The following is a 23279-nucleotide window of genomic DNA, read 5'->3' on the forward strand; positions in this document are numbered from 1 at the left end:
CTCACTCCTCCTTGGCGACGGTGCCCGGGCCCGGGACGCGGGCGAGTTCCGGTGAGGCGCTGTCCAGCGGAACCGACCAGGAACGGACGAGACCCAGCTGGACGGACTGGCGCGGCAGCACAGCGTCCAGCAGCCAGTCGGCGGCGACACGCACCCGGTTGCCGGGCATGGCTGCCAGGTGGTAGCCGCGGGTCACGGCGCCCGCGAGCGGCCCGGACAGCGCAATGCCCAGGGGGTTCGCGGCGGCCTGGACGCCTCCGAGGTCGACGGCGAAGCCCAGATCATGATGTTCGTACGGGCGCTGCTCGCCGTCGCCGAGTGAGGCCGCCACATTGAGTCCGGCCAGCTTGCCCTGGCGCGAGGCGTGCTGAGCGGTCATCGGCGTGTACTCGCCGGGCCGGGTCAGGTCAGGCACGGCGGCCGCGTCACCGCAGGCGAAGACCTCGGGATGGCCGGGCACGCCCAGCCGCGGGTCGACCACGAGACGGCCGCGTTCGACGGGCAGTCCGACCTCGGACACCAGCGGGTCGGGACGTACGCCCACACACCAGATCAATGTCTTCGTGTCGATGAACTCCCCGTCGTCCAGCAGCACTCCGGCCTCGGTGGCCTCCTTGACCGAGGTCCCGGTGCGTACGTTGACACCGCGCCGGCGCAGCACCCGGTCGGCCGTCGACGACAGCCGGTGGTCCAGCTCGGGCAGGACGCGGTCGGCGATGTCGAGCAGCACCCAGCGGGCCCGGCCGCCGCGGTTCCCGGCGGGCCGCTGGCGGGTCAGCGCGTCGGTGAACAGCTGCCCCTGAGCGGCGACTTCCGTTCCGGTGTACCCGGCGCCGACGACCACGAAGGTACGGCGCGACGCGCTCTCCCCCGCACTCGCGGCGACATCGGCCAGCTCGATCTGCCGGGTGATGTGGTCGCGCAGATAGAGCGCCTCAGGAAGTCCGCGGAAGCCATGGGCGTAATCGGCGATCCCGGGCACGGGGAGCAGCTTGTTCACACTGCCGACGGCAAGCACCAGACGGTCGTACTCCAGCGTGCCGGAGCGGCCCTCGGGATCGGTGAACCGGACGCGCCGCGCGTCCAGATCGACTCCGGTGGCCTCGCCCAGCTGCAGACGTACCCGCGGCAGTGTGCCGGGGAGCGAAACACTCACTCGTCGGGGTTCCAGGATCCCCGCCGCGACCTGCGGCAGCAGCGGCAGATAGAGGAAGTAGTCGGTGGGATTGAGCAGGATGATCTCGGCCTCGTCCCGGGCGGTCCTGGAGAGCGCTCGGGCGGCCTGGAAACCGGCGAATCCGGCTCCGACGACAACGACACGGGAACGATTCACGGTGACTCCGGCGCGAGTGGGGACTGGGCATAACGAGCCCGGCGGGTGCCCCTGCCAAGGCGACGAACCGGCACCGTCACTCGTAGCGGTGGCGGTCGCGCTCCGCGTCGACCACCGGCGTCGACGGCGGCACGATGACGCGCCGGCGCCTGGCGATGCTGGTGAACGTGGCGACGCCGATGATGCCCACGGCCATCAGGATCAGGCCCACCACGTCGAGATTGGCGCCCTCCACCTTCCAGTCGGTGGCGAACGTCAGTATCGCTCCGGCGGCGATCAGGATGATGCACCCGCCAAGACCCATGTGACTCACCTTCCCTGTACGAATCCCTGCCTACGAACCTCTGCGCAGGGACGGTCACAGCCGGGTACCCGTGCCGGGAGACGGAAAACAGCGGACTGCGGTCAGAAAACGCCGGGGCAACGGGTTTGGCGGCGGCGCGGACGGGGACTCGGCGGGCGCGCCGCTCGCGAGGACGCCTCCTCGGCGAGAGGATGGGCTGCGTCAGCCGACTCCCGTCACCCCCGCCGCTCACGCGCATTCGATCAGGACACCGAGGGTTATGGACAACGAACCGAGAGCAGTCAGATCGCAGACTGCCCCATCGAGCGCGTCCGTGTTCGGTGCGCCGTGCTGGGTCAGCCTGATGACCCGGGATCTGCAGGCCGCGCAGGACTTCTACGGAGCGGTACTGGGATGGCGCTTCCGCAAGGGCCGCATGGGCGAGGAATTCAGCGTGGCCTTCTCCGACGGAGCGCCGGTCGCGGGCATCGGGGCACTGGCGCCCAGGCTGCAGGTCGCCGTCGACTGGACTCCGTACTTCGCCGTGACCGACACCGACGAGGCGGCGGCACGCATCCGGGAGCGCAGCGGCACGGTCGCGGTCGGCCCGCTGTCGTTCGCCATGGGGCGGGGAGCCCTGGCGGCGGACCGCGACGGCGCCGTCTTCGGCATCTGGGAAGGGATGCTCATCCCCAACTGGCACCGGTGGCGCAAGAGCGCTCCCGCCTGGCTGCGCCTGCGCACCCGTAACACCCTCGATGCCGCCATCTTCTACGGAGAAGTCCTGGAGTGGGCGACGGACCGCCCGGGCTGCTGCCAGGTCAGCTACGAGGGGGAGGAGGTCGTGCTCCGCAGCGAGGGGCACGTTCTGGCGCGCATCAGTTCCGGGGCGTCGGGAGAGGCGCCCGATCCCATGATCAGGCCCAGGTGGCATGTCCACTTCCCCGTCGAGGATGTAGCGGCAACTGTCGATGCGGCCCTGGACAACGGCGCTGTCGTCCTGGAGCGGCAGTCCTCGCCGCAGGGCCTTCAGGCGGCGTTGCGCGATCCCGACGGCGCCCTGTTCACCGTCACCTCCGCGCAGCCGTAGGGATCCGGCGGGACCCGCGCGGTGACGCGGCTGCCGGAGTCAGCGGCCCAGTGAGCGCTTGAGCTCGTTCTTGTTCATGGACGACCGGCCATGGATGTCGCGGCGCTGCGCCTCGGCGTACAGCTGGTCGTAGGTCGGCCCTTCGAATCCGCTGTGCGAACGCGGGTTCCCCCACCACCCTGCGGCGGTCCGCCTGGGGCCGCAATCCGGGGCACCGCCGCGTAAAATCCAGATCGGGCGCGATCGCCCGCATCGCGCCGTCTGCCCGGGATGGGGGTAGTCGTGATCATGCCTGCGCGGGAGCCTTCGGGCCTGAGCGGCGGGCACGACGAACGGTCCGCCGCGCTCGCCGGCCTCGCCGCCGACAACGCGGGTCTGCGCGAGCAGCTCACACGGCGGCATCTGATCGATCTGGCCACCGGGATCCTGGTGGCGCAGCTGCAGGCGTCGCCCGCCGAGGCCGCCGAGCACCTCGCCCGGCTCGCCGAGGCGACGGGGGTGAGTACGCAGGACCTGGCCGCGGACATCGTCAACGGCGTGGCGGGAACCATCGCCGTCGCACCTCCCACCGGAGGCGAGGACGTTCTCGCCGGGGCACGCCGGATGCGCCAGGTCGTCACCGCGGCCGAGGCGAACGAGGCGGTGAGCGAGGCGGCTGCCACCTTGCTGGACGGCGGCCTGCGCCCGCTCGGTGTGCAGAGTCTGTGGCTGTGGCGGCGCATGGAGTCCGACTGTCTGCGCCTGGCCGGACACGCCGGAGTGAGCGCCACCGAAGCCGCGCGATGGCAGTGGATCCCGCCCGGCCTCCCGGCGCCCTTCCAGTCGGTCCTCGCCGAGGGCTCGCCGGTGTGGCTGGCCACGGGGCCGCCCATGGACGTCGTCCTTCCCGGCCCGGGACCCGAGGCCGCCCGCGCACTGCTGCCGCTGCGGCTCCAGGGCGCGACCGTGGGGCTGGCCCTCGCCGTCTGGCCCAACCGCGCGGATCTCGACGAGAATCTGCGCCGCGCGCTCACCGATCTGATCGACGTGGCGGCGAGGGTACTCAACGCCACGGAGGCCGAACCGTCCCGGTCGCCGCTGCTCGACGACCTGGTCGACGCCCTGGCCCATCCGGCGGCGACGGTGCGTCTGGGTCCGGACTCCTCGACGCTGTCGGTCGAGCACCTCAACGAGCCGGCGTCCGAAGCACTCGGCGGGACCTACCAGGCGGTGGGGCAGCCGCTCGAAGTGGCTTTCCCCCGGCACCATGCCGACCTCGCGCCGCTCATCCGGCGCGCGTACGAGGCCACTTCCCTCCAGCGCGCGGCCCGCGTCCCCGTGGAACACCGCGAGGGCTCCCCCGCCCCTCTCCTCGATGTGCGTGTCCTGGCGGCCGGCGACGAACAGGCGGTCGTCCTGTGGCACACCGGCAGCGACCTGCGGACGGCCGCCACGCGCGCGGTGAGCCAACTCCAGGGCGTCGCGCCGTTCGAGGACGATCTCGTCGCCGGCACATCGAGCTGGAGCGAGCAGGCCTACGGAATTCTCGGCGTCGATCCGCAGTCGCAGCCGATCCCTCTCTCAAAGCTGCTGCTGCGCGTGCATCCGGAGGACGGCGACGATCTGACCGAGCTGCTGTCGACGCTCACCGAGCGGCGAAAGGGCGCGGTCGCGGTGGTGCGCGTCATCCGGGACGACGGTGGGCTGCGGCATGTACGGATCGCGGCGGAGCCGCTGCTCGACGAGGGGGTCCTCACCGGGCTCACCGGCGTGTATCAGGACGTCTCGGCCGGGTTCCACGCCGAGGTGGCCCTCACCGCCACCTTCGACCAGCTCACCGCCGTGCAGGCGCAGGCAGCCCTGCGGCACCGGCTGGCCCTCCAGCTCCAGCAGGCGATCGTCCCCGAGATGCCCGCTCTGCGGCGGCTGCCCGGGCTGCAGGCGACGGCCCGTTACCGGCCCGCGGTCCAGGAGTACCGCGTGGGCGGGGACTGGTACGACGTACTCCCGCTGCCCAACGGCAGGGTGCTGGTCGCGGTCGGCGACATCGCCGGGCACGGCATCGACTCCGCCACGGGAATGGTCGCTCTGCGCAACGCCCTGCGGGGGCTGGCCTTCACCGGGCACACACCGGGACGGCTCATGCAGTGGCTGAACGAGGTCACCCTGAACACGCAGGGGCACCCGACGGCCACGGCGGTCTGCGCACTCTACGATCCGGCCGACCGGACGCTGTGCTGGGCGAGCGCCGGGCATCTGCCGCCGCTGCTGCTGCGGGACGGCACGGCGCAGCTGATCGACCCGCCGCGCGACATCCTGCTGGGGGCCGTACCCTCGTCCGTCTACAGGGAGACGATCACCCAGCTGAAGCCCGGCGACACACTTCTGCTGTACACCGACGGGCTCATCGAACGCCGTCACGACGGGCTGGACCAGGGCCTCGAGACGCTGCGGCGGGCGGCGGAGGGGCTGAGCGCCTGCGAAGTCGAGGAACAGGCCGACCGGCTGCTGAGCGAGGCCACGGGCGACACGGACGACGACACCAGCCTCATCGCGATCCGCGTGGTCTGACGTCGGCGCTCACTCAGCGACCGCGCGCCAGCCAGGTACGGATGCGCGCCATCAGATCGTCCGCGTCCACGGGTTTGGCCACATAGTCGTTGGCTCCGGCCGCCAGCGCCTTGGCGCGGTCGCCGGGCATCGCCTTGGCGGTGACCGCGATGATGGGAACCTCGGTGAAACGCGGCAGTTCCCTGATCGCCTCCATGGTGGCATTGCCGTCCATACCGGCCATCATCACGTCCATCACGATGAGATCCACCTCGCCGTGCTCCCTGAGCAGGTCGATCCCGGCCCTGCCGTTGTCCGCCTGGAGCACCCGCATGCCCTCCCGCTCGAGGATCTGGGTCATCGCGAAGATGTTGCGGATGTCGTCGTCCACCACCAGGACCGTGTGTCCCGTGGCCGGTTCCTCCTCGCCGGGCACTCCCGCCGGATGCTCCTGACGGTCGGCGCGGTCCTGCCGTCCCCGGTGCTGGGCCAGGACCGGCAGATAGAGCGTGAAGGTGCTGCCAAGGCCCACCGCGCTCTCCACCACGATGGCGCCGCCGAGGAGTTGTGCCACCTCACGGCTGATGGACAGGCCGAGTCCGGTTCCGCCGTAGCGGCGGGACGTGGTGCCGTCGCCCTGCTGAAAGGCTCCGAACACACTCTGGAGGCGATCGGCCGGGATGCCGATTCCGGTGTCGGTGACCCGGAAGGCGACCACCGGCCCGGCATCGCGCAGCGCGGGCGGCAGCTGCTCGTCGGTGACGGTGTGGACGCGGAGTTCGACACTGCCCTCCTCGGTGAACTTCAGCGCATTGGACACGAGGTTGCGCAGCACCTGCCGCAGCCGTGCCTCGTCGGTGGTGAGTTCGTCGGGGATACCCGGCTCGGCCACCACCCGGAAGGCCAGCCCGCGATCGCTCGCCACCGGCCGGAAGGTCGCCTCGACGTACTCGAGAAGCTGATGCAGGAAAACGGGCTCGGGATGGATGTCCATCTTCCCGGCTTCGACCTTCGACAGGTCCAGGATGTCGTTGATCAGCTGGAGCAGATCGGAACCGGCGGAGTGGATCACCTCGGCGTAGTCGACCTGCTTCTGCGTCAGGTTGCCTTCGAGGTTCTGGGCGAGCAACTGGGCAAGGATGAGAAGGCTGTTGAGCGGCGTACGCAGCTCATGGCTCATGTTGGCCAGGAACTCCGACTTGTACATCGAGGTGCGCGACAGCTGCTGGGCGCGGGCCTCCAGTTCCTGGCGCGCCTGCTCGATCTCCAGGTTCTTTCGCTCGATGTCACGGTTGCGGTCGGCCAGCAGCGCCGCCTTCTCCTTCAGTTCGGCGTTGGAGCGCTGGAGCTCTTCCTGGCGCGCCTGCAACTCCCCCGAACGGGCGCTCAGTTCGGCCGTGAGGCGTTGCGACTGGTCGAGGAGTTCGTCGGTACGCACATTGGCGATCAGCGAGCTGAGGTTCACGCCGACCGTCTCGATGAACTGGTCGAGGAAGTCACGGTGGATGACGGTCAGGGGGCGCAGCGCCGCGAGTTCGATGACTCCGAGGACCTGCCCCTCGACGACGATCGGCAGCACGATGAGGTGGGCGGGGTCCATGCGGCCGGTGCCGGAGACGATGGTCGCGTAGCCGGGCGGCAGGTCCTCGACCGTGATGGTGTGGCGGCTCTGCGCGGCCTGCCCGACGAGGGACTGGCCGAGCCGGAAGCGGCGGGGTCCCGCCGCCGGGTCGTCGGGCACCCCGTACCCGGCGATCATGACCAGTTCGAGCCCCTCACCCCCGTCCTGGGCCAGGAAGAAGCCGCCGTACTGCGCGGAGACCAGCGGGGGCACCTCGGTCATGATCAGCTCGGCGACCGCGGAGAGGCTTCGGGTGCCCTGCATCAGGCCGGAGATACGGGCCAGATGCGTCTTGAGCCAGTCCTGCTCCTCATTGGCCCGTGTCGTCGCACGCAGGGACTCCACCATCGCGTTGATGTTGTCCTTGAGGTCGCCGACCTCTCCGGGGGCCTCGACCGTGATGGACCGGGTGAGGTCGCCCTCCGCGACCGCGCTGGTCACCTCCGCGATGGCGCGCACCTGCCGGGTCAGATTGCCGGCCAGTTCATTGACGTTCTCGGTGAGTCTCTTCCACGTACCGGAAACGCCCTCCACCTCGGCCTGGCCGCCGAGCCGGCCCTCGCTGCCCACCTCGCGGGCCACGCGCGTGACCTCTGCGGCGAAGGACGACAGCTGGTCGACCATGGTGTTGATGGTGGTCTTGAGCTCCAGAATCTCCCCGCTCGCGTCGACATCGATCTTGCGCCTGAGGTCGCCGCGCGCCACGGCGGTGGTCACCTGGGCGATGTTGCGTACCTGGTTGGTCAGGTTGTTCGCCATGGAGTTGACGTTGTCGGTCAGGTCCTTCCAGGTGCCCGACACGCCCTGGACGGTGGCCTGCCCGCCGAGTTTTCCGTCCGTGCCCACCTCGCGGGCGACCCTGCTGACCTCCTCGGCGAACGAGGAGAGCCGGTCCACCATCGTGTTGATGGTCTCCTTGAGCTCCAGAATCTCCCCGCGGGCGTCGACTCTGATCTTCTGCGTGAGGTCGCCGCGCGCCACGGCGGTCACGACCTGGGCGGTTGAGCGGACCTGCGAGGTCAGATTGTCGGCCATGGTGTTGACGCCCGTGGTGAGTTCCCGCCAGACGCCACGCACATGGGGTTCCCGAGCGTGACCGCCGAGCAGCCCCTGGCCACCCACTTCCCGGGCGACCCGGGTGACCTCGGAGGTGACCTGCGTCAGCTGCTCCACCATGGCGTTGTAGATGGTCGCGATCTCACCGAGCAGCCCGCCGGCGTCGTCGGGCAGCCGGGTGGAGAGGTCTCCGTCCCGCACGGCCGTGAGTCCGGCCAGCAGCTTTCTCAGCCCGTCCTCACCCAGGTCGGCGGGGGGCCGGGCCCGGTGCGGATCGGGCGTGTGGGCGGGCACATCCATCGCTGACCTCGCGCTGTCGTGACTCAACTGCGCCCCGCTGTCCGACCGGGCGGACAGGCGGTCGGGGCGGCTCTCCCCACTCTGACACGCAGTACCGGCGCGGACACCCCGGGCGCCGGAAAACCGCAGCTCATCCGGCCCCTGGGCCGCTGGGTGACTCGGGAATGGTGACCACGAACCAGACGGCCTTGCCCGTTCCGCGCGGCACCCAGCCCCAGCCGTCGGAGAGCTGCTGCAGCAGATACAGGCCGTGCCCCGAGGACCTGGCCGGCCGGTGCGGGGCCTGCGGTCGGGGCAGTGCCGGACTGGTGTCGCTCACCTGGACCCACAGCCGCCCGGGAGCCCTGTCGAGCCCCAGCTCGACGGGCGTCCCGCCGTGCAGGCACGAATTGGTGACGACCTCGGAGACAAGCAGCAGTATGTCCGCCTTCAGGGCGCTTCCGGACGGGCCGGAAAGGCTGTACCACTCGTCGAGCACCTGCCGCGTCAGGTCGCGGCACCGGCCCACCACGCCACGCCCGCCCGGCCCGCCCGCCAGCGGAAATCGGCGGCTGTCGGTCGCCTGCCATTGTTTCTGTGCCCGGTCCATAGGGTGCGGGTGCCCCATCGGGCGGCATCAAAGCACCGTAAATGGGCATCTTCAAGGCAGAGCTCATACGACGGTCACGCTGCATCGGCAGCGCCGGCCTCCGCCCCGTCGAGGAAGCCTCATGTCCACCAGGACTCGAACCGAGCCGTCCGATACCAAGCAGGCAGGCGTCGCACGCCGTAGCGCGCCGGACGGCATACCGGAGATCGCGGACCCGCTGTCCGTCAGCACCGTGGACGCACGGACCCTGTCGGCCTCGCTGTTCAAGCGTCTCGCCACGCTCGAAGAGGGCACAGCTGAGTACTCGTATGTCCGCAACACCCTGGTCGAGCTCAACCTCAGCCTGGTGAAATTCGCCGCCCGGCGGTTCCGCAGCCGGTCCGAGCCCACCGAGGACATCATCCAGGTCGGGACGATCGGCCTCATCAAGGCGATCAACCGCTTCGACGCCGAGCGAGGCACCGAGTTCACCAGCTTCGCCCTGCCGACCATCGTCGGCGAGATCAAGCGCTTCCTCCGAGACACCAGCTGGGCCGTCCAGGTGCCACGCCGTCTCCAGGAGCTGCGTATCGACCTGGCCCGGGCCCGCGACCAGATGGAACAGCACCTGGGCCGCTGCCCGACCGCCGCCGAGCTGGCCGCCCATCTCGGGATCACCGATGCCGAGGTGGCCGAGGGGGAGCAGGCGGCGAACGGTTACATCGCCCGCTCCCTGGACGCCCCGGTCGACGAGGACGACGCCCTGAGCGCCCTCACCCGCGGCCTGGGCAACGAGGACCCTGCCTTCGACGTCGTGGAGGCCGTCGCGTCCCTCAAGCCGGTGATCGCCTCGCTCGGGGAGCGGGACCGGCTGATCCTCTCGCTGCGCTTCGGCGAGGAACTGACGCAGTCCGAGATCGGCGCCCGGCTCGGGCTGTCGCAGATGCATGTCTCACGGCTGCTGGCCGCCATCTACGCGAGGCTGCGGGCCGCACTCCTCGACGAAGCCTCGTCCTGAGCCGCTCGGCCCTGAACCGCCCGGGATCTACGGGGGCCACTCCCCCGCCGCGTGCGCCGGGGTGCCGACCTCCAGCCAGACGACCTTGCCGTCGCCCACGGGCGCCCAGCCCCAGCTCCGCGCCAGCCGCTCGATCACGATCAGGCCGTGGCCCCCGGGCTGCGAGACGACCTGCGGCACCCGCGGCTTCGGATGCTCGGGGCTGGCGTCGGCGACCTCGATCCGCAGCCGGTCGCCGGTGTGGTTGAGCACGAGCTCGGTGGGCCCGCCCGCGTGCAGGCAGGCGTTGGTGACCAGTTCCGACACAAGGAGCAGTACGTCCTCGGCAAGTTCCGCGTCCTGCCGCGTCCTGGCCGGCGTCCACCCCCAGTCGGCCAGAGCCTGTTCGGTGAAGTCACGGCAGCGGCCCACGACCCCCTTGGTGCCGAACAGCCCAAGTCGACGGGTCTGCCCCTGCCCGCGGACGCTCACGCCCATCCGTTCCTCGCCTACTTCGGCCACTCGTCCGCCAGCGCCTCGTCGAGGCCGGCGTACACCGGGAACACCGCCTGGGCACCGGTGATGTCGAACATGCGGGCCACCGGCGGCCGCAGCGCGGACAGCGCCAGACGGCTGTCCGACTCGCGCGCCGCGAGCCGTGCCCGCAGCAGCAGGTTCAGGCCGGTGGAATCGCAGAAGCTCAGGTCCGCGCAGTCGACCACGATCCGCTCGGGTGCGGCCCGCACAGCGTCCGACAGGGCCTCACGCAGTTGCTCGGCCGTGTCGTGATCGAGTTCGCCCGAGAGTACGAGGACGACGGCACCGGCCACCGGCCTCACCTCGACGTCGAAGCGTCCCTTCTGGGCGGCACCATCCCCCTGCGGCTGTCCGGCGACTCCCGACACCATGGGGGTTCTCCCGCTCCTCGACGTCCATCCGGTCATGTCGATGCTTTCGACGTTGGCAGGGCGAGACCGCCTCCGCCACCGGGCCCGTTCCCGCGCCCGCTTCACGAGACTCGTACCCGCTGCTGCCCGGGTCTCCACACCGGGGGAGATTGCTTCGGCGAAGCCGTCAGGACCGACGCGAGAGGGCGCTGACAATTTCGTGCGCGGTGCGGTACGTGTGGTGGGCGGGCAGCCGGTTGACCATGTCGACCAGCCGGTCGGGAGCATGCCGCGCGGTCAGAGTGTGTACCAGTTCGCGACGCGTGGCCGGGAAGGCCGTACGGCCCAGGTGCCGCCCCAGTTCGATCCGCAACTGCTCGTCGGGGCTCAGCGAGCCCATCGTGGTCACGAAGCCCGACGCGATCTCCGGGTCGTCGTCGGCGCCGGGCTCGGGGTCGTGCCACTCCTCCACCCGCGTGGGGTGTCCGGATCGGAGCAGCCCCTGCAATTCATGCTTCATCTCTTCGTCCTTGTGGACGCTGAGGCGATCACTGCCTCGCTGCATGTCCTCCTCCTCGATCGTGGGGAGACTGTGCACGTACCCGATCGTCGCCTTCTGACACAGGCCGGCGCCGCACGTTTCCGGGAGGTTCGACCGGGCACCTGCGTCATGTGCTCCGGACAGGAGGCACCCCGTGAGAGCGATCAGCTCCGGGCGTGCACCGGTCCTGCCCGGCGGATCTCCGGTGATCCCACCACGCCCGCCCGAATGAGCGAAGACCACTCTCAGGGAGCTGCGAGCACCATGCGTACCCAGAAGAACCGCAAGCATCCGCACGACGACGCACCCGACACCACGGACGCGTTCCGCAGGATGGCCGCACTGCCCGACGGAGCCGAACGGCGGCTCCTGCGCCAGGAGATCGTGTACGCCTGGCTGCCCATGTCGGAACGGCTGGCCGGCCGCTTCCGCAACCGCGGGGAGTCCCTCGAGGATCTGCGGCAGGTCGCCGCCCTCGGCCTGGTCAAGGCCGTCGACCACTACGACCCGTCCCGCGGCCACGCATTCGAGAGCTACGCCGTACCGACCGTGGTCGGCGAGGTCAAGCGCCACTTCCGCGACCACATGTGGGCCCTGCATGTCCCGCGCCGGGTCCAGGATCTGCGCAACCGTGTCCGGGTCGCCCGACGGGACCTCGCCCAGTCCATCCCCGGCCGCGACCCTTCGGCGGCCGAAATCGCCCAGTACACCGGAATGACCGAGGCCGAGGTGCGGGAGGGGCTCTCGGCGCTCGAGAGCTTCACCGCGCTCTCCCTCGACGCCGAAACAGCCGGTTCCGACGGCGGATACTCCCTGCGCGACACTCTCGGCACACCCGACCCGGCGATCGACGTGCTCGTGGACCGCGAGGCGGTCAAACCGGAGCTGAGCAAGCTGTCGCAGCGCGAGCAGCGCATCCTCTACCTGCGCTTCTTCCGGGACATGACCCAGAGCAGCATCGCGAAGGACCTGGGCATCTCCCAGATGCATGTGTCCCGGCTGATCAGCCGCTGCTGCGCGCATCTGCGTGAACAGGTCATGCAGGAGGCCGCGTAACCCGTGCCGCCCCGGCCCGCACGCACCGCGCGCGGGCCGGTCAGCGGGACGCGGCCCGCCGCCGGCGTTTTCCGCGCGCCCACCGGCTCATGGCGGAGATCCACGGATACCGTTCGTGCTGCTCCCGGGTCACCCGGTCCAGTTCCTCCATCAGGCGCTGCGAGCGGTGGTCCATGTCCAGCTCGTCGAGGATCCGGTCGATCTCCGTGAGCAGTGCGCCGTGCAGCTGCCAGTCGCGCGGATGCCGTTGCACACCCTGGAGAAGCAGCTCCGCGGCCTTCTCCCGCGCTGCGGCGGCCGCGGCGAGCTCGTCGGCCAGCCGGGACTCCGCCGCGTCGGCGCTGCGGCTCACCTGTGTGGTCACCAGTACGGAGAAGCTGACCAGCGCATCGGCGACATGGCTCAGCAGTTCCTCGAGGGCGACGCCCACCTCCGGCGGGAACACGTCCTGCCCACCGCGCTTCTTGGCGAGGTCGGTCATCGTGCGGGCCAGTACGCGCAGGACCACCGCACAGATTTCGAGGGTGTCGAGCCCCGTGCGCAGCACGACCCGGTGCAGCAGCGCCTCCTTGACCCGCGGATTGAGCCGGAGGCTGTCCTCCGCCTGCCGCAGAGCCCCGTCGACTTCCGCGATGTTGTTGTCGAGGCGGCGTGCCTCGTGAAGACGAGCGGCCGCGCGCTCGACGGGAGTGGGGCCGCTCAGCTCCTCGCCGATGTGCAGCAGCAGTCGGCGCATGCGCCGGGCGAGGTCCTCGATGGAGTCACCGGCGGGACCCACCCATACCGGTGGCACGAAGACGACGTTGAACAAGAGCCCCACGACCGCGCCGATCAGTGTCTCCAGGACCCGGTCCCAGGCCGCGCCGCCGACCTGGGTCACACCGAGGACGAGCATCGCGCTGATCGCGACCTCGGGCACGAACTCGTCGACGCGGACCAGTCGTCCGACCACGAGCGAAGCCAGGATGATCAGCCCCAGGCTCCACCACGTCAGGCCGACGAGCGCACTGAAGCCGATGGCGATCAGTACGCCCACGACGACTGAGTTCACCCGGCGGATACCGGTCGTGAGGGTGGAGTAGAGGGTCACCTGGACAACGAGGAGCGCCGTGAGGGGCGCGGTGAGCGGCGCGGGTTCGCTGCTCAGCTGCAGGGCGACGACGTACGAAATCGTCGCGGCCGCCGTCGAGCGCATCGTCTGGACGACGGCGGGCTCGCGGCGCCGGCGGACCAGTTCGGCCACCGGCGCCGTCACGGACTTGGTTAGCTCACGCACTCCTTGATCCTTCCCGCTCGTCAGCGGGCGGACCCGGGCAGTCGTCGAGCGGTGCCCCGGTCAGCTGACCGTGGGTGACGAGCGCTGCCCGGCGGACCCCTTCGCGGGCCGGGTGCGGGCCACGTAGCGCTCCGCCTTGAGCACGGCCTCTCTGGCCGTGCGCTCACCCATCAGCACGCACAGCGTGTACGCCGTGTCCTCGAAGCGCATCCGCGCGCCACGGTCGTGGGGCGCGTGCAGAAAGTGGTGTTCGTGTGCCCGATAGAGCGCCATCAGGCGGGTGATCACAGCGGTGTCCGGCATCAACATCAGTGCCCTCCTTGAGTGAAAAGCACCAGCGGGCGGTCCGATCCGGCCCCACCAGGGGGCGCGGACGGCCGCAGCGGGCCTGCCGTACGTCGGAGTCATCCGGCCGTTCATTTTCGCCCGGGGTTGTCACACCCGCCATTCGCGTGACTACCGTGAGCGAGTTTCGGTTACCGAAGCGGCATACGGCCGTACGGGGTGCCGAGGCTTGCGGGGCGGGCGACAGTGGGAGGAACGGCCGGGAACCGGTGGATCCACCGGCACGGTGCGAAGGAGACGAGATGCACCCCGTGGAGGCGCTGGAACGGATCGCGTTTCTGCTGGAGCGCAGCGGCGCGGAGACCTATCGGGTCCGCGCCTTTCGCACCGCGTCCGCCGTACTGGTGCAGATGTCCGACGACGAGATCCGCCGGCGCGCGGCTTCGGGCTCCCTGGAAGCGGTCAAGGGCATCGGCCCGAAGACCGCCGGTGTCGTACGCGAGGCCCTGGCCGGTGAGGTGCCCGCCTACCTTCGGCGGCTGGAGGACGAGGCGTCCGGGCCGCTTGCCGACGGCGGTACTCACCTGCGTGCCCTGCTGCGGGGCGACTGTCATCTGCACTCGGACTGGTCGGACGGCGGCAGCCCGATCGAGGCGATGGGGCGGGCGGCGATCGCACTGGGGCACGAGTGGGCCGTACTCACCGATCACTCTCCCCGGCTGACGGTCGCCAGTGGTCTGTCGGCGGAGCGGCTGCGCGAGCAGTTGGAGGTCGTGGCGGAGCTCAACGCCCGCTGGGCCCCGTTCAGGCTGCTGACCGGCATCGAGTGCGACATCCTGTCGGACGGCTCGCTCGACCAGGAGCCGGAGCTGCTCGACCAGTTGGACCTCGTGGTCGTCTCGGTCCACTCCGAACTGCGCATGGAATCCGCACCGATGACGCGGCGCATGGTCAAGGCCGTCCAGAACCCGCTGGCCGATGTGCTGGGCCACTGCACGGGCCGGCTGATCTCCGAAAGGCGACGGCCTCCCTCGCAGTTCGACGCCGAAGAGGTCTTCGCCGCCTGTGCCGCTCACGGCACGGCCGTGGAGATCAACAGCAGGCCCGAGCGACGCGATCCGCCCAAGAGCCTGCTGCGGCAGGCGGTGGCCGCAGGGGCCTTCTTCTCCGTCGACTCCGACGCGCACGCCCCCGGACAGCTCGACTGGCAGATCATCGGCTGTGCCCGGGCAGAGGAGTGCGAGGTGCCCGCGGAGCGAGTGATCAACACCTGGAGCGCCGAGAACCTGCTCGACTGGACCGTGTCCCGGGCGGCCCCGGCCTCCTGAGGCGTGAGCCGGGGACCGCTCCACCGAAAGGCCCAGTTCGCGCCATGTCCGGGACCCCGCCTGGCTGTTCGCGGTGAGTACCCCGCTCTGTCACTCGTACGACACCGCCTCTTCCCTTCCGCTCGTTCCTCTTGGAAACTCCGCTCGCTCCTGTTTCCTCACCCCCAAGAGGGCCACACTCATGCCTGAACTCAATCGGCGGCGCTTCCTGCAGATCGCCGGCGCCACCGCCGGTTTCGCCGCCTTGTCCAGCAGCATCGACCGTGCCGCCGCCATTCCCGCGGCACGCCGCTCCGGCACCATCAAGGACGTCGAGCATGTCGTCGTGCTGATGCAGGAGAACCGTTCCTTCGACCATTACTTCGGCGCGCTGCGAGGCGTCCGCGGCTTCGGCGACCCCCGTCCGGTGACCCTCGACAACGGCAAGTCCGTGTGGCACCAGTCGGACGGCACCAAGGATCTGCTGCCCTTCCACCCGGACGCCGACGACCTCGGCATGCAGTTCCTGGAGGGCCTGCCGCACAGCTGGGGCGATGGCCAGGCCGCCTACAACGGGGGCAAGTACGACAAGTGGGTCCCCGCGAAGGGCACCACGACCATGGCGTACCTGACCCGTGAGGACATCCCGTTCCACTACGCGCTCGCTGACACGTTCACTGTCTGCGACGCGTACCACTGCTCGTTCATCGGCTCCACCGACCCGAACCGCTACTACATGTGGACGGGTCACACGGGCAACGACGGCAAGGGCGGCGGCCCCGTCCTCGGCAACGACGAGCTCGGCTACGGCTGGACGACCTACCCGGAGCGGCTCGAAGCGGCCGGGGTCTCCTGGAAGATCTACCAGGACATCGGCGACGGCCTGGACGCGGCCGGCTCCTGGGGCTGGATCGGGGACGCCTACCGCGGCAACTACGGCGACAACTCGCTGCTGTACTTCAACAAGTACCGCAACGCCGTACCGGGCGACCCGTTCTACGACAAGGCCCGCACCGGCACCGACGTCAAGAACGGCGACGGTTACTTCGACGTCCTCAAGGCCGATGTGAAGGCCGGGAAACTCCCCCAGGTCTCCTACATCGCCGCCCCCGAGGCCTTCTCCGAGCACTCCAACTGGCCCTCCAACTACGGCGCCTGGTACATCGCTCAGGTCCTGGACGCGCTCACCTCCAACCCGAAGGTGTGGGCGAAGACGGCCCTGTTCATCACGTACGACGAGAACGACGGCTTCTTCGACCATGTGGTGCCGCCGCTTCCGCCGCGGTCCGCCGCGCAGGGCAAGTCGACGGTCGACGTCTCCCTCGACGTCTACCCGGGCGACAGCAAGCGTCAGGCCGGTCCGTACGGCATGGGGCCGCGCGTGCCGATGCTGGTCGTCTCGCCGTGGAGCAAGGGCGGTTACGTCTGCTCCGAGACGCTCGACCACACCTCGATCGTCCGCTTCATGGAGCGCCGCTTCGGCGTGCACGAGCCGAACATCTCGCCGTGGCGCCGGGCTGTCTGCGGCGACCTGACCTCGGCCTTCGACTTCGGTCTCAAGAACACCCAGCCGGTCTCGCTCCCGGACACCGACGCCTACCAGCCGCCGGACAAGCTCCGCCACCCCGACTATGCTCCCAAGCCGCCGGCCAAGGCCTCGCTGCCCAAGCAGGAGGTGGGTTCGAGGCCCGCGCGCCCGCTGCGGTACGCACCGCTTGTGGACGGGGCATCGACGCCGTCCACCGGCCGCTTCACGCTCACCTTCAGCGGTGGCCCGGCGACGGGTGCGCAGTTCCTGGTGACGTCCGGGAACCGCACGGACGGACCGTGGACCTACACCGCCGCAGCCGGGAAGCAGATCTCCGACACCTGGAACACGACGTACTCGAATGGTGTGTACGACCTGTCGGTGCACGGACCGAACGGCTTCCTGCGCACCTTCAAGGGACCCGGCAACACCTCCGGACCCGAGGTGACGGCCCGCCACATCGCCTCCAGCGGCAGCATCCGGCTGACGATCACGAACACCGGCAGCACCACCTGCCGCCTCACGATGACGCAGGCGTACGGCGGAGCGAAGCAGACGTTCACCGTGCGCCCGGGCGGACGCGTCGTGCACACGGTGGATCTGTGCCGCAGCAAGCGCTGGTACGACCTGAGCGTGGTGTCCGACCGGAACGCGACCTTCCTGCGCCGGTTCGCCGGGCATGTCGAGAACGGCCTGCCGAGCGTGAGTGACCCGGCGATCATCACCGTCTGACCCGGACTCCGGACCCGAAGGGGTCGCCCGCTGTCGGCGGGCGGCCCCTTTTCCCTCGAATGGCGCGCGCGTCCGCCGATCGTGCAGAACCCTCCCGTGCTTTTGTCGATTATCGGTTGAGATCCGCTGGGATTCGATGTCGGAGGAGATCTCTGTGCGCAGCTTCGCCCTCTCCGCTGTTCTGGTCGCCACGCTGGCCTCGGGCGGCTCTCTGTGGACAGCCGATCAACTGGCGTCCCCGTCCTCGAGCGCGGACGAATCCAAGGGCATCAATGTCCTTCTCGCCGGAATCGACCGGCGCACCGGGATGTCCGCCGAGGAGATCAAACGCCTGCACGTCGGCGGCAAGGGATGCGACTGCACAGACGTGCTGATGCTGGTGCACATCGCCGAGGACGGTCGCCGGATGACGGCGGTCTCCATTCCCCGTGACTCCTATGTGGAGTTCGCTGATCACGCTCATCCGCGGCACTCCGGAAAAATCAACGGCGCCTTCGCGCACGGCGGCGGAGATCTCGCGGTTCGGACCGTGGAGAAGGCGACCGGCCTGAAGATCGACCACTATCTCGAGACGGACTTCACCGGCTTCGTGAACGCCGTCGACGGTTTCGGCGGCGCGAAGGTGTGTACGGACAAGCCGCTGGTCGACCTCGGCTCGGGGCTGAACCTGCCGGCGGGAACACGTGTGCTGGACGGGCGCCGCGCCCTTCGCTACGTCCGCGCCCGCCATCTCTCCCCGCCCGGCGATCTCGGCCGGGTCCGGCGCCAGCAGCGCCTGCTCATCGACATGCTCTCCCGGCTGAGGGAGGAAGGGGCGTTCGCCAACCCGGCCGCCGCGGCACAGACGGCGCTGGCGCTGCACCGGTTCGTACGCGCCGATGAGGACACGAGCGTCGCGGATCTCGCCCGTCTGGGCTCACTGCTGGGCGGGCTGAAGGCGGATCAGACGGAGTTCGTGACCGTCCCGATCTCGGAATTCGACTACCGCGTGCCCGAGTGGGGCTCCTCACTGCTGTGGGACACGGAACGCTCCGCGGCGCTGTGGGAAGCGCTGCGCGAAGACCGGTCGATCATCGACGACGCCGGGATCCGCCCGAGCAAGGACGTTCCGGTGGAGATTCCGCCGGCCTGGATTCATGTGCGGGTGACGGATCCTGAGGTCGCCGGTGCGCTGCGGGACAACGGCTTCGTGATCGAGGACGGCTCGGGGCAGGCGGGGGAGCCGCGCCCCGAGGGTCCGACCGTCATCACCTACGACCCGTACTGGGAGCGGTACGCGGTGACCCTCAAGGCCGCGATCCCCGGCGCCGAATTGCGCCCGGTCGACGGGCACGGCCCGGTCTTCGACGTCGCCGTCGGATCGGGGGCCGCCTCGGTCGTCAAGGTGGTCCACGACCGGAGCAGCGTGGAGGGGGCGCCGGTCACCGGAGACCGGCTCCGGTGCGGAACCACCGAGTGAGGTGCCGGCTGCCGCGCGGCGGACGTCTCAGTCCATCTGGAGCACGGACAGGGTGTTCCCCGACGGGTCCGTGAACCAGGCGATCGGCGGGCCCTCCGCGCGCATGACGCCCTTCCCGTCCTGGTCGAAGCCGGCGTACCGCTCGAAGGTCACACCGCGCCGGGCCAGTTCGTCGACGGCTTCGTCGATGTCGGGGACCGGGAAGTTGAGCACGGTGAAGTTCGCAGCGACGTGGTTCGGCTTGGGGTAGACGAAGATCTCCGCGCCGCTTCCGAGATGCAGCGTCAGCATGCCGCCAGGGGGGCCGGTCTCCTCGGTGACTCGAAGGCCGAGCGTCTGGCCGTAGAACTCCTTTGCCTTCTGAAGATCGTTGACCGCGAAACCGCTGAACGCCTTGCTGTTCGTGAGCATGATCGCTTTCCTTCCGTCTGCCGTACGGACGAGCGGGTACGAGTATTCACACGGGACCACCGGGCCAGGGCTGCGAACCGGCCCGGGACGCGGGATGACGGGAGCGATTCCCCCCGATGGCCGAGGCAGCGCTCAGCTGTCCTGGCCGACCGGTTCGAACTCGCACCAGACCGCCTTGCCTTCGCCCCTGGGCTCCACGCCCCAGCGTGAGGCAACCGCGTCGATCATCATCAGTCCCCTTCCCGAGGTCGCCGCTTCACCGGGCGTCCTGCGGCGCGGCCAGACGCTGGAGCGGTCCTTGACCCACAGCCGCACGCGCCGTACCGGTTCGGGCAGGACTTCCAGCGTGAGGACGGCGCCGCCCTCCGTGTGGAGGAGTACGTTCACCAGCAGTTCCCCGGCGGCCAGTTCCACATCGTCCGCGAGGCCGGGCAGCCCCCAGTCCTCCAGGGCATGACGCAGCGCGGTGCGTGCCTCGGCAAGACCCTCAGGGTCGGCCTGGTGGATGTACAGGTGGATGCGGGGCGCCCGGTGGGTGCCGGGGTCGGGTGCCCGGCGCAGCACGAGCAGCGCGACATCGTCGCCGCTCCCCCAGCGCTGCCACAGCCGGTCCGACAGATGGTCGGCGAGGGCCCCCGCCTCCTGGGGACCCGTACGTACGGCGTCGGCGAGCGCGTCCATCCCGGCCGCTATGTCGAGGCCGGGTTCCTCCACCAGGCCGTCGGTGCACAGGACGAGGGTCTCGCCGGGTACCAGATCCAGCCGGGACTCGGGGTACTCCTCCTCCCTGAAAGCAGTGGCCAGGCCGAGCGGAAGTCCGCCGCGCAGGTTCGGCCGGCCGACCCGTCCGTCGGTGTGCCGGATCATCGGCCCCAAGTGGCCCGCGCGGACGGCTCGTACGCCTCCCGAGACCAGGTCGACCTGGGCGTACGTACAGGTGGCGAAGCGTTCGGTGTCGAGTTCGGCGAGGAAGCGCGACGAGCGTGCCAGCACGGTCGAGGGGTCGTGCCCCTCCCCCGCGAACGCCCGCAGCGCGATGCGCAGTTGGCCCATGATGGCGGCCGCGTGGGTGTCATGGCCCTGGACGTCGCCGACGACTATCCCGACCCGCCCCCGGGGCAGCGCGATGACGTCGTACCAGTCACCGCCCACCTCCCGGCCGCTCCACGCCGCGTGGTAGCGCACGGCGATCTCGGCGCCGGAGAACTGAGGGATGTGGCGCGGCAGCATGGAAGCCTGGAGACCGGTCGCGAACTCCCTCTCCTTGTCGAAGAGAACGGCTCGTTGCAGTGACTGGGCGACGATTCCCGCAAGACCCAGGCACAGGGTGCGGTCCTCGGAGGAGAACCTGTTCCGGCCCCGGTAGAAGAGTGCCAGCCCGCCGATGGGACGGGCCTGGGCGACCAGCGGGAGGAAGGCGGCCGCGTCGACTCCGTGCCGCCCGCGGATGTGGGGCTCCAGCCTCGGAAACGTGTCGACGAGCTCGACCAGCGAGGTCACGAACCGTGGCTGCTGGGTGAGGACGGCCTCGGCGAGCGGCAGGGATCCGTCCAGACGATTGAGGGTGAGATCGGCCAGTACTTCCGTCCCCATCCCCGACATGGCGATGATCTTGAGCGTGGAGCCCTCGACCAGTGCCAGGGCCAGCCCGTCCGCGCCGAAGCGCTCCAGGCCGCCGCTGCCCGTCAGGGCGGCGGTGACATCGTCCACGGTCACCGCTCTCGACAGCACTTCCGTGGTGCCCTGGACCATGGCGGTCATCCGCTGCCGGTCCGCCTCCAGCGGGCTGATCACCGTGAATTCGGTGAGCTCGGTGGTCGCGTTGCGCACGATTCCGACGACCCGGTAGGCCTCGCCGTGCGCATCGCGCAGGATGCGCCCCCGCGCATGGGACCACTGGCGGATCCCGTTGCGGCGTCTGACCTGGAAGTACGCGCCGTACGAGGACCGTCCGCGCTCGATGGCCTGCTCGAAGGCCGCATCGAGGCGCAGTTGCTCCTCGGGAGGCACCCGGGACTCCAGGGACTCGGGCCTGCCGTCGTACTCCCCCGGGCCCAGGTCGAACACGGCCTGCGCCGCCTCGTCGAGATCGAGGGTCCCGTTCCGCAGATCCCAGTCGAAGCTGCCCATGCGGTTCAGGGCCAGCCTCTCGCCCGGACCAATCGCGGGCCAGTGCCGTCCTGCCATGCGCTCGCTCCGGAGGAGGGACCGGGAGTTCCGGTCTGGCGGCCAGGATCGTGGCCAGCATAGCTTTGCGAAATTTGCCCCGCACTATGGCGTTTTCTCGGCGTGAGGCTCCCAGTGCAGCGGGTAATCCTCCGCCCCGGCGTCCTCCACCCAGCGCAGCCGGTCGCTCACCAGCGGGCGCCGTTCGGCCGGGCACGCCTCCAGCAGCCGCCGCAGCATCGTGCGGATCCTGAGCAGCACCATGGGTGAATCGACGGCGGCAACGGTGATGTCGTCGACCGAGTTGGTCACATACCGCTCCCATGCGGGCACCGGGACGATCAGCCTGACGGTTCCCTCGGCGTCGGCGACCCGCCCGATGTCCAGGTCGCGGTCCGCGAGGCGGATCAGCAGGTCCTCGATATGGTCCAGCGCCTGTACGGCGGTGGCGGGATCGTTGACCGCGGGCGAGAGCGCCTTGAGCGCGATGTCGGCCAGCAGCCGGAAGGGGAATTCGGGGTCCTGGGCGAAGCTGCGCTCCTCGCCGGTCAGCAGCGTCCCGCGCAGCACCTCCTCCGGCAGCTCCCCGCCCCGGACCTCGGCGAGCGCCATCCCGCGCGCCATCATGGCGCCCACCGACTGACGCAGGGTGATCACGCAGCCGTACTGCTTCGCCACGGCGACCAGTGCGGGCACATCGAGCTGCTGGAGGACCGCCGCCCGCCCGGTCCACCGTACGGTGACGGCCTTTCCCGGGCCGGGCGGTGCACCGGCAGCGGGCGCGGCGTCCCCGTACGGCTTGGTGTACAGCACATCGAATACGCGGTGCGCCCGTGACGTGATGGCCGCCAGCGTGGGTGCCAGCTGGAGCGACTGGAACGCCCTGGTCTGAAGGTTGCGCATCAGGAGCAGTGCCACCAGCGCGAGCAGCACAGCCACCCACGGCAGAAACGCCGACACCCTCTGCTCTGTCCCGATCGCCAGCCCCGCGGTCATCGAGAAGACGAAGACCCCGATAGCGAAGGCGAAGGTCCGCCACACGATGGGATCCTCCCGGAACAAGCCGAGCCGGGGACTGAAGGTGGTGGCGTTGAACTGCACGACCAGGAACAGCACCGAGTAGATGATGCTCACCAGGCTGACGACGCCGAACCCGACGGTGAAGAGCAGGTTGACCACACGGCCGGCGTCGACCTCCGGCCCCGCATTCACCTCCGGGACCGCCAGACCGAGGCCGAAGCCCACGACGGCGCAGAGCAGCTGGCTCAGCTCCGCGCGCATCGCACGCCGCGGCCGGTGGAAGAGCCCGGCGGGCCGGCTCCGCCCCCCTGGCCGCGTCCGGGCACCGCGGGGTTCGCCACCATGGTCCGCTCGCTCGGCCATCCGGCCTCCTACCGGTCTCGGACGACGCATCGAAAGCCCGGGTTCACGGTACGAAAGGACCGTCCACGCCGCGCGCCGGACACTCGATCGGCTCAATCACCAACGCCCCCGCCAGGACATTTACCGTGCGAGCCCGCAGGCTGAGGCGTGAGAGTCCCGGACGAGGCACCGGGAGCACCGGACAGGCGCGCATCCCCAGGAGGCCGCTCATGACCGCAGCCGGCGGACTCGCCCTCATCGCCCTCGGAGCAATACTCAGGTACGTCGTCGACTGGCACCTCAGCTGGGTCGACGTCGATGTCCTCGGCTCTGTCTTCCTGACCGCGGGCGCTGCCGCGCTCGCCTTCGGCACCGTCACGGCCTTCAGCAGAGAGCGACGCATCGCGCGCCGCGTCAGGGCCCATGCCTACGAGCAGCGCTGGTCCGACGAGCCGCCCCAGTCGTGACGTGACCTGCGCGCGGCGTGATCCT

20 protein-coding genes and 1 pseudogene are annotated in these 23279 nt (G+C 70.0%); 8 read left to right on the forward strand and 13 right to left on the reverse strand.

All coding sequences use genetic code 11. The features are described 5' to 3' along the window. Position 1 precedes the first annotated feature (1 nt). Both OG741_RS05185 and OG741_RS05190 read right to left on the reverse strand, forming a co-directional pair. On the reverse strand, positions 2–1333 hold the full coding sequence (locus OG741_RS05185; RefSeq protein WP_405595592.1) for an NAD(P)/FAD-dependent oxidoreductase: 1332 nt from the start codon (positions 1331–1333) through the stop codon (positions 2–4). A 76-nt stretch (positions 1334–1409) separates the two neighbouring features. After that, positions 1410–1637 carry a DUF6458 family protein gene (locus OG741_RS05190; protein ID WP_405595593.1) on the reverse strand — a complete coding sequence of 76 codons (228 nt, stop codon included), beginning with the start codon at positions 1635–1637 and terminating at the stop codon, positions 1410–1412. A gap of 259 nt (positions 1638–1896) precedes the next feature. Between OG741_RS05190 and OG741_RS05195 the strand changes: the two genes are divergently transcribed. Continuing rightward, complete coding sequence (locus OG741_RS05195; protein WP_405595596.1) at positions 1897–2706, forward strand: VOC family protein; 810 nt, start codon at positions 1897–1899, stop codon at positions 2704–2706. A gap of 39 nt (positions 2707–2745) precedes the next feature. Here the strand turns inward: OG741_RS05195 and OG741_RS05200 are convergent. Beyond that, a pseudogene (locus OG741_RS05200) lies at positions 2746–2877 on the reverse strand (plasmid stabilization protein); the annotation flags it as partial. Between the two features lie 117 nt (positions 2878–2994). Between OG741_RS05200 and OG741_RS05205 the strand changes: the two are divergent. Next, complete coding sequence (locus OG741_RS05205; protein WP_405595598.1) at positions 2995–5256, forward strand: SpoIIE family protein phosphatase; 2262 nt, start codon at positions 2995–2997, stop codon at positions 5254–5256. Between the two features lie 13 nt (positions 5257–5269). Here the strand turns inward: OG741_RS05205 and OG741_RS05210 are convergent, their stop codons facing one another. Both OG741_RS05210 and OG741_RS05215 read right to left on the reverse strand, forming a co-directional pair. Further along, positions 5270–8212, reverse strand: coding sequence for a HAMP domain-containing protein (locus OG741_RS05210; RefSeq protein ID WP_405595600.1), 2943 nt, complete (start codon positions 8210–8212; stop codon positions 5270–5272). Between the two features lie 130 nt (positions 8213–8342). Then, the gene (locus OG741_RS05215; protein ID WP_405595601.1) at positions 8343–8801 is read right to left on the reverse strand and encodes an ATP-binding protein; all 459 of its coding nucleotides are present in this window, start codon (positions 8799–8801) and stop codon (positions 8343–8345) included. Between the two features lie 121 nt (positions 8802–8922). Between OG741_RS05215 and OG741_RS05220 the strand changes: the two genes are divergently transcribed. Continuing rightward, positions 8923–9798 carry a SigB/SigF/SigG family RNA polymerase sigma factor gene (locus OG741_RS05220; protein ID WP_405595603.1) on the forward strand — a complete coding sequence of 292 codons (876 nt, stop codon included), beginning with the start codon at positions 8923–8925 and terminating at the stop codon, positions 9796–9798. A gap of 27 nt (positions 9799–9825) precedes the next feature. On the opposite strand, the gene OG741_RS05225 is transcribed toward OG741_RS05220, so the two are convergent. The 3 genes from OG741_RS05225 to OG741_RS05235 all read right to left on the reverse strand — a co-directional run bounded on the left by OG741_RS05225 (position 9826) and on the right by OG741_RS05235 (position 11229). Further along, positions 9826–10275, reverse strand: a complete 450-nt coding sequence (locus tag OG741_RS05225) for an ATP-binding protein (protein WP_405595605.1) — start codon at positions 10273–10275, stop codon at positions 9826–9828. Positions 10276–10286: 11 nt separating this feature from the next. After that, positions 10287–10685, reverse strand: a complete 399-nt coding sequence (locus tag OG741_RS05230; protein ID WP_405595608.1) for an STAS domain-containing protein — start codon at positions 10683–10685, stop codon at positions 10287–10289. 166 nt (positions 10686–10851) lie between these two features. Then, a complete protein-coding gene (locus OG741_RS05235; RefSeq protein WP_405605408.1) occupies positions 10852–11229 on the reverse strand; it encodes a DUF2795 domain-containing protein in 378 nt (125 codons plus the stop codon). Positions 11230–11469: 240 nt separating this feature from the next. Between OG741_RS05235 and OG741_RS05240 the strand changes: the two genes are divergently transcribed. Continuing rightward, positions 11470–12261: a SigB/SigF/SigG family RNA polymerase sigma factor gene (locus tag OG741_RS05240; RefSeq protein ID WP_405595611.1), complete on the forward strand. Its 792-nt coding sequence runs from the start codon at positions 11470–11472 to the stop codon at positions 12259–12261. Positions 12262–12301: 40 nt separating this feature from the next. Here the strand turns inward: OG741_RS05240 and OG741_RS05245 are convergent, their stop codons facing one another. After that, positions 12302–13456 (reverse strand): FUSC family protein, encoded by a 1155-nt coding sequence (locus OG741_RS05245; RefSeq protein ID WP_405605410.1) that lies wholly within the window; start codon positions 13454–13456, stop codon positions 12302–12304. A gap of 141 nt (positions 13457–13597) precedes the next feature. Further along, positions 13598–13846, reverse strand: coding sequence for a DUF5133 domain-containing protein (locus OG741_RS05250; RefSeq protein ID WP_266484613.1), 249 nt, complete (start codon positions 13844–13846; stop codon positions 13598–13600). A 278-nt stretch (positions 13847–14124) separates the two neighbouring features. On the opposite strand from OG741_RS05250, the gene OG741_RS05255 reads away from it, so the two are divergent. The 3 genes from OG741_RS05255 to OG741_RS05265 all read left to right on the forward strand — a co-directional run bounded on the left by OG741_RS05255 (position 14125) and on the right by OG741_RS05265 (position 18848). Continuing rightward, complete coding sequence (locus OG741_RS05255) at positions 14125–15150, forward strand: PHP domain-containing protein (protein WP_405595613.1); 1026 nt, start codon at positions 14125–14127, stop codon at positions 15148–15150. Positions 15151–15331: 181 nt separating this feature from the next. Next, positions 15332–17389, forward strand: a complete 2058-nt coding sequence (locus tag OG741_RS05260) for a phosphocholine-specific phospholipase C (protein WP_405595615.1) — start codon at positions 15332–15334, stop codon at positions 17387–17389. Positions 17390–17543: 154 nt separating this feature from the next. Further along, positions 17544–18848, forward strand: coding sequence for an LCP family protein (locus OG741_RS05265; RefSeq protein ID WP_405595617.1), 1305 nt, complete (start codon positions 17544–17546; stop codon positions 18846–18848). A gap of 27 nt (positions 18849–18875) precedes the next feature. On the opposite strand, the gene OG741_RS05270 is transcribed toward OG741_RS05265, so the two are convergent. The 3 genes from OG741_RS05270 to OG741_RS05280 all read right to left on the reverse strand — a co-directional run bounded on the left by OG741_RS05270 (position 18876) and on the right by OG741_RS05280 (position 22808). Continuing rightward, positions 18876–19259, reverse strand: coding sequence for a VOC family protein (locus OG741_RS05270; protein ID WP_266484597.1), 384 nt, complete (start codon positions 19257–19259; stop codon positions 18876–18878). 132 nt (positions 19260–19391) lie between these two features. Continuing rightward, complete coding sequence (locus OG741_RS05275) at positions 19392–21446, reverse strand: SpoIIE family protein phosphatase (protein ID WP_405595619.1); 2055 nt, start codon at positions 21444–21446, stop codon at positions 19392–19394. Positions 21447–21530: 84 nt separating this feature from the next. After that, positions 21531–22808, reverse strand: a complete 1278-nt coding sequence (locus OG741_RS05280; protein WP_405595621.1) for a DUF2254 family protein — start codon at positions 22806–22808, stop codon at positions 21531–21533. 209 nt (positions 22809–23017) lie between these two features. Here OG741_RS05280 and OG741_RS05285 point away from each other — a divergent pair, with 209 nt between their 5' ends. After that, positions 23018–23254 (forward strand): hypothetical protein, encoded by a 237-nt coding sequence (locus tag OG741_RS05285; protein ID WP_405595623.1) that lies wholly within the window; start codon positions 23018–23020, stop codon positions 23252–23254. Positions 23255–23279: the final 25 nt, after the last annotated feature.

The organism is Streptomyces sp. NBC_01410, from assembly GCF_045040195.1.
Classification (GTDB): domain Bacteria; phylum Actinomycetota; class Actinomycetes; order Streptomycetales; family Streptomycetaceae; genus Streptomyces.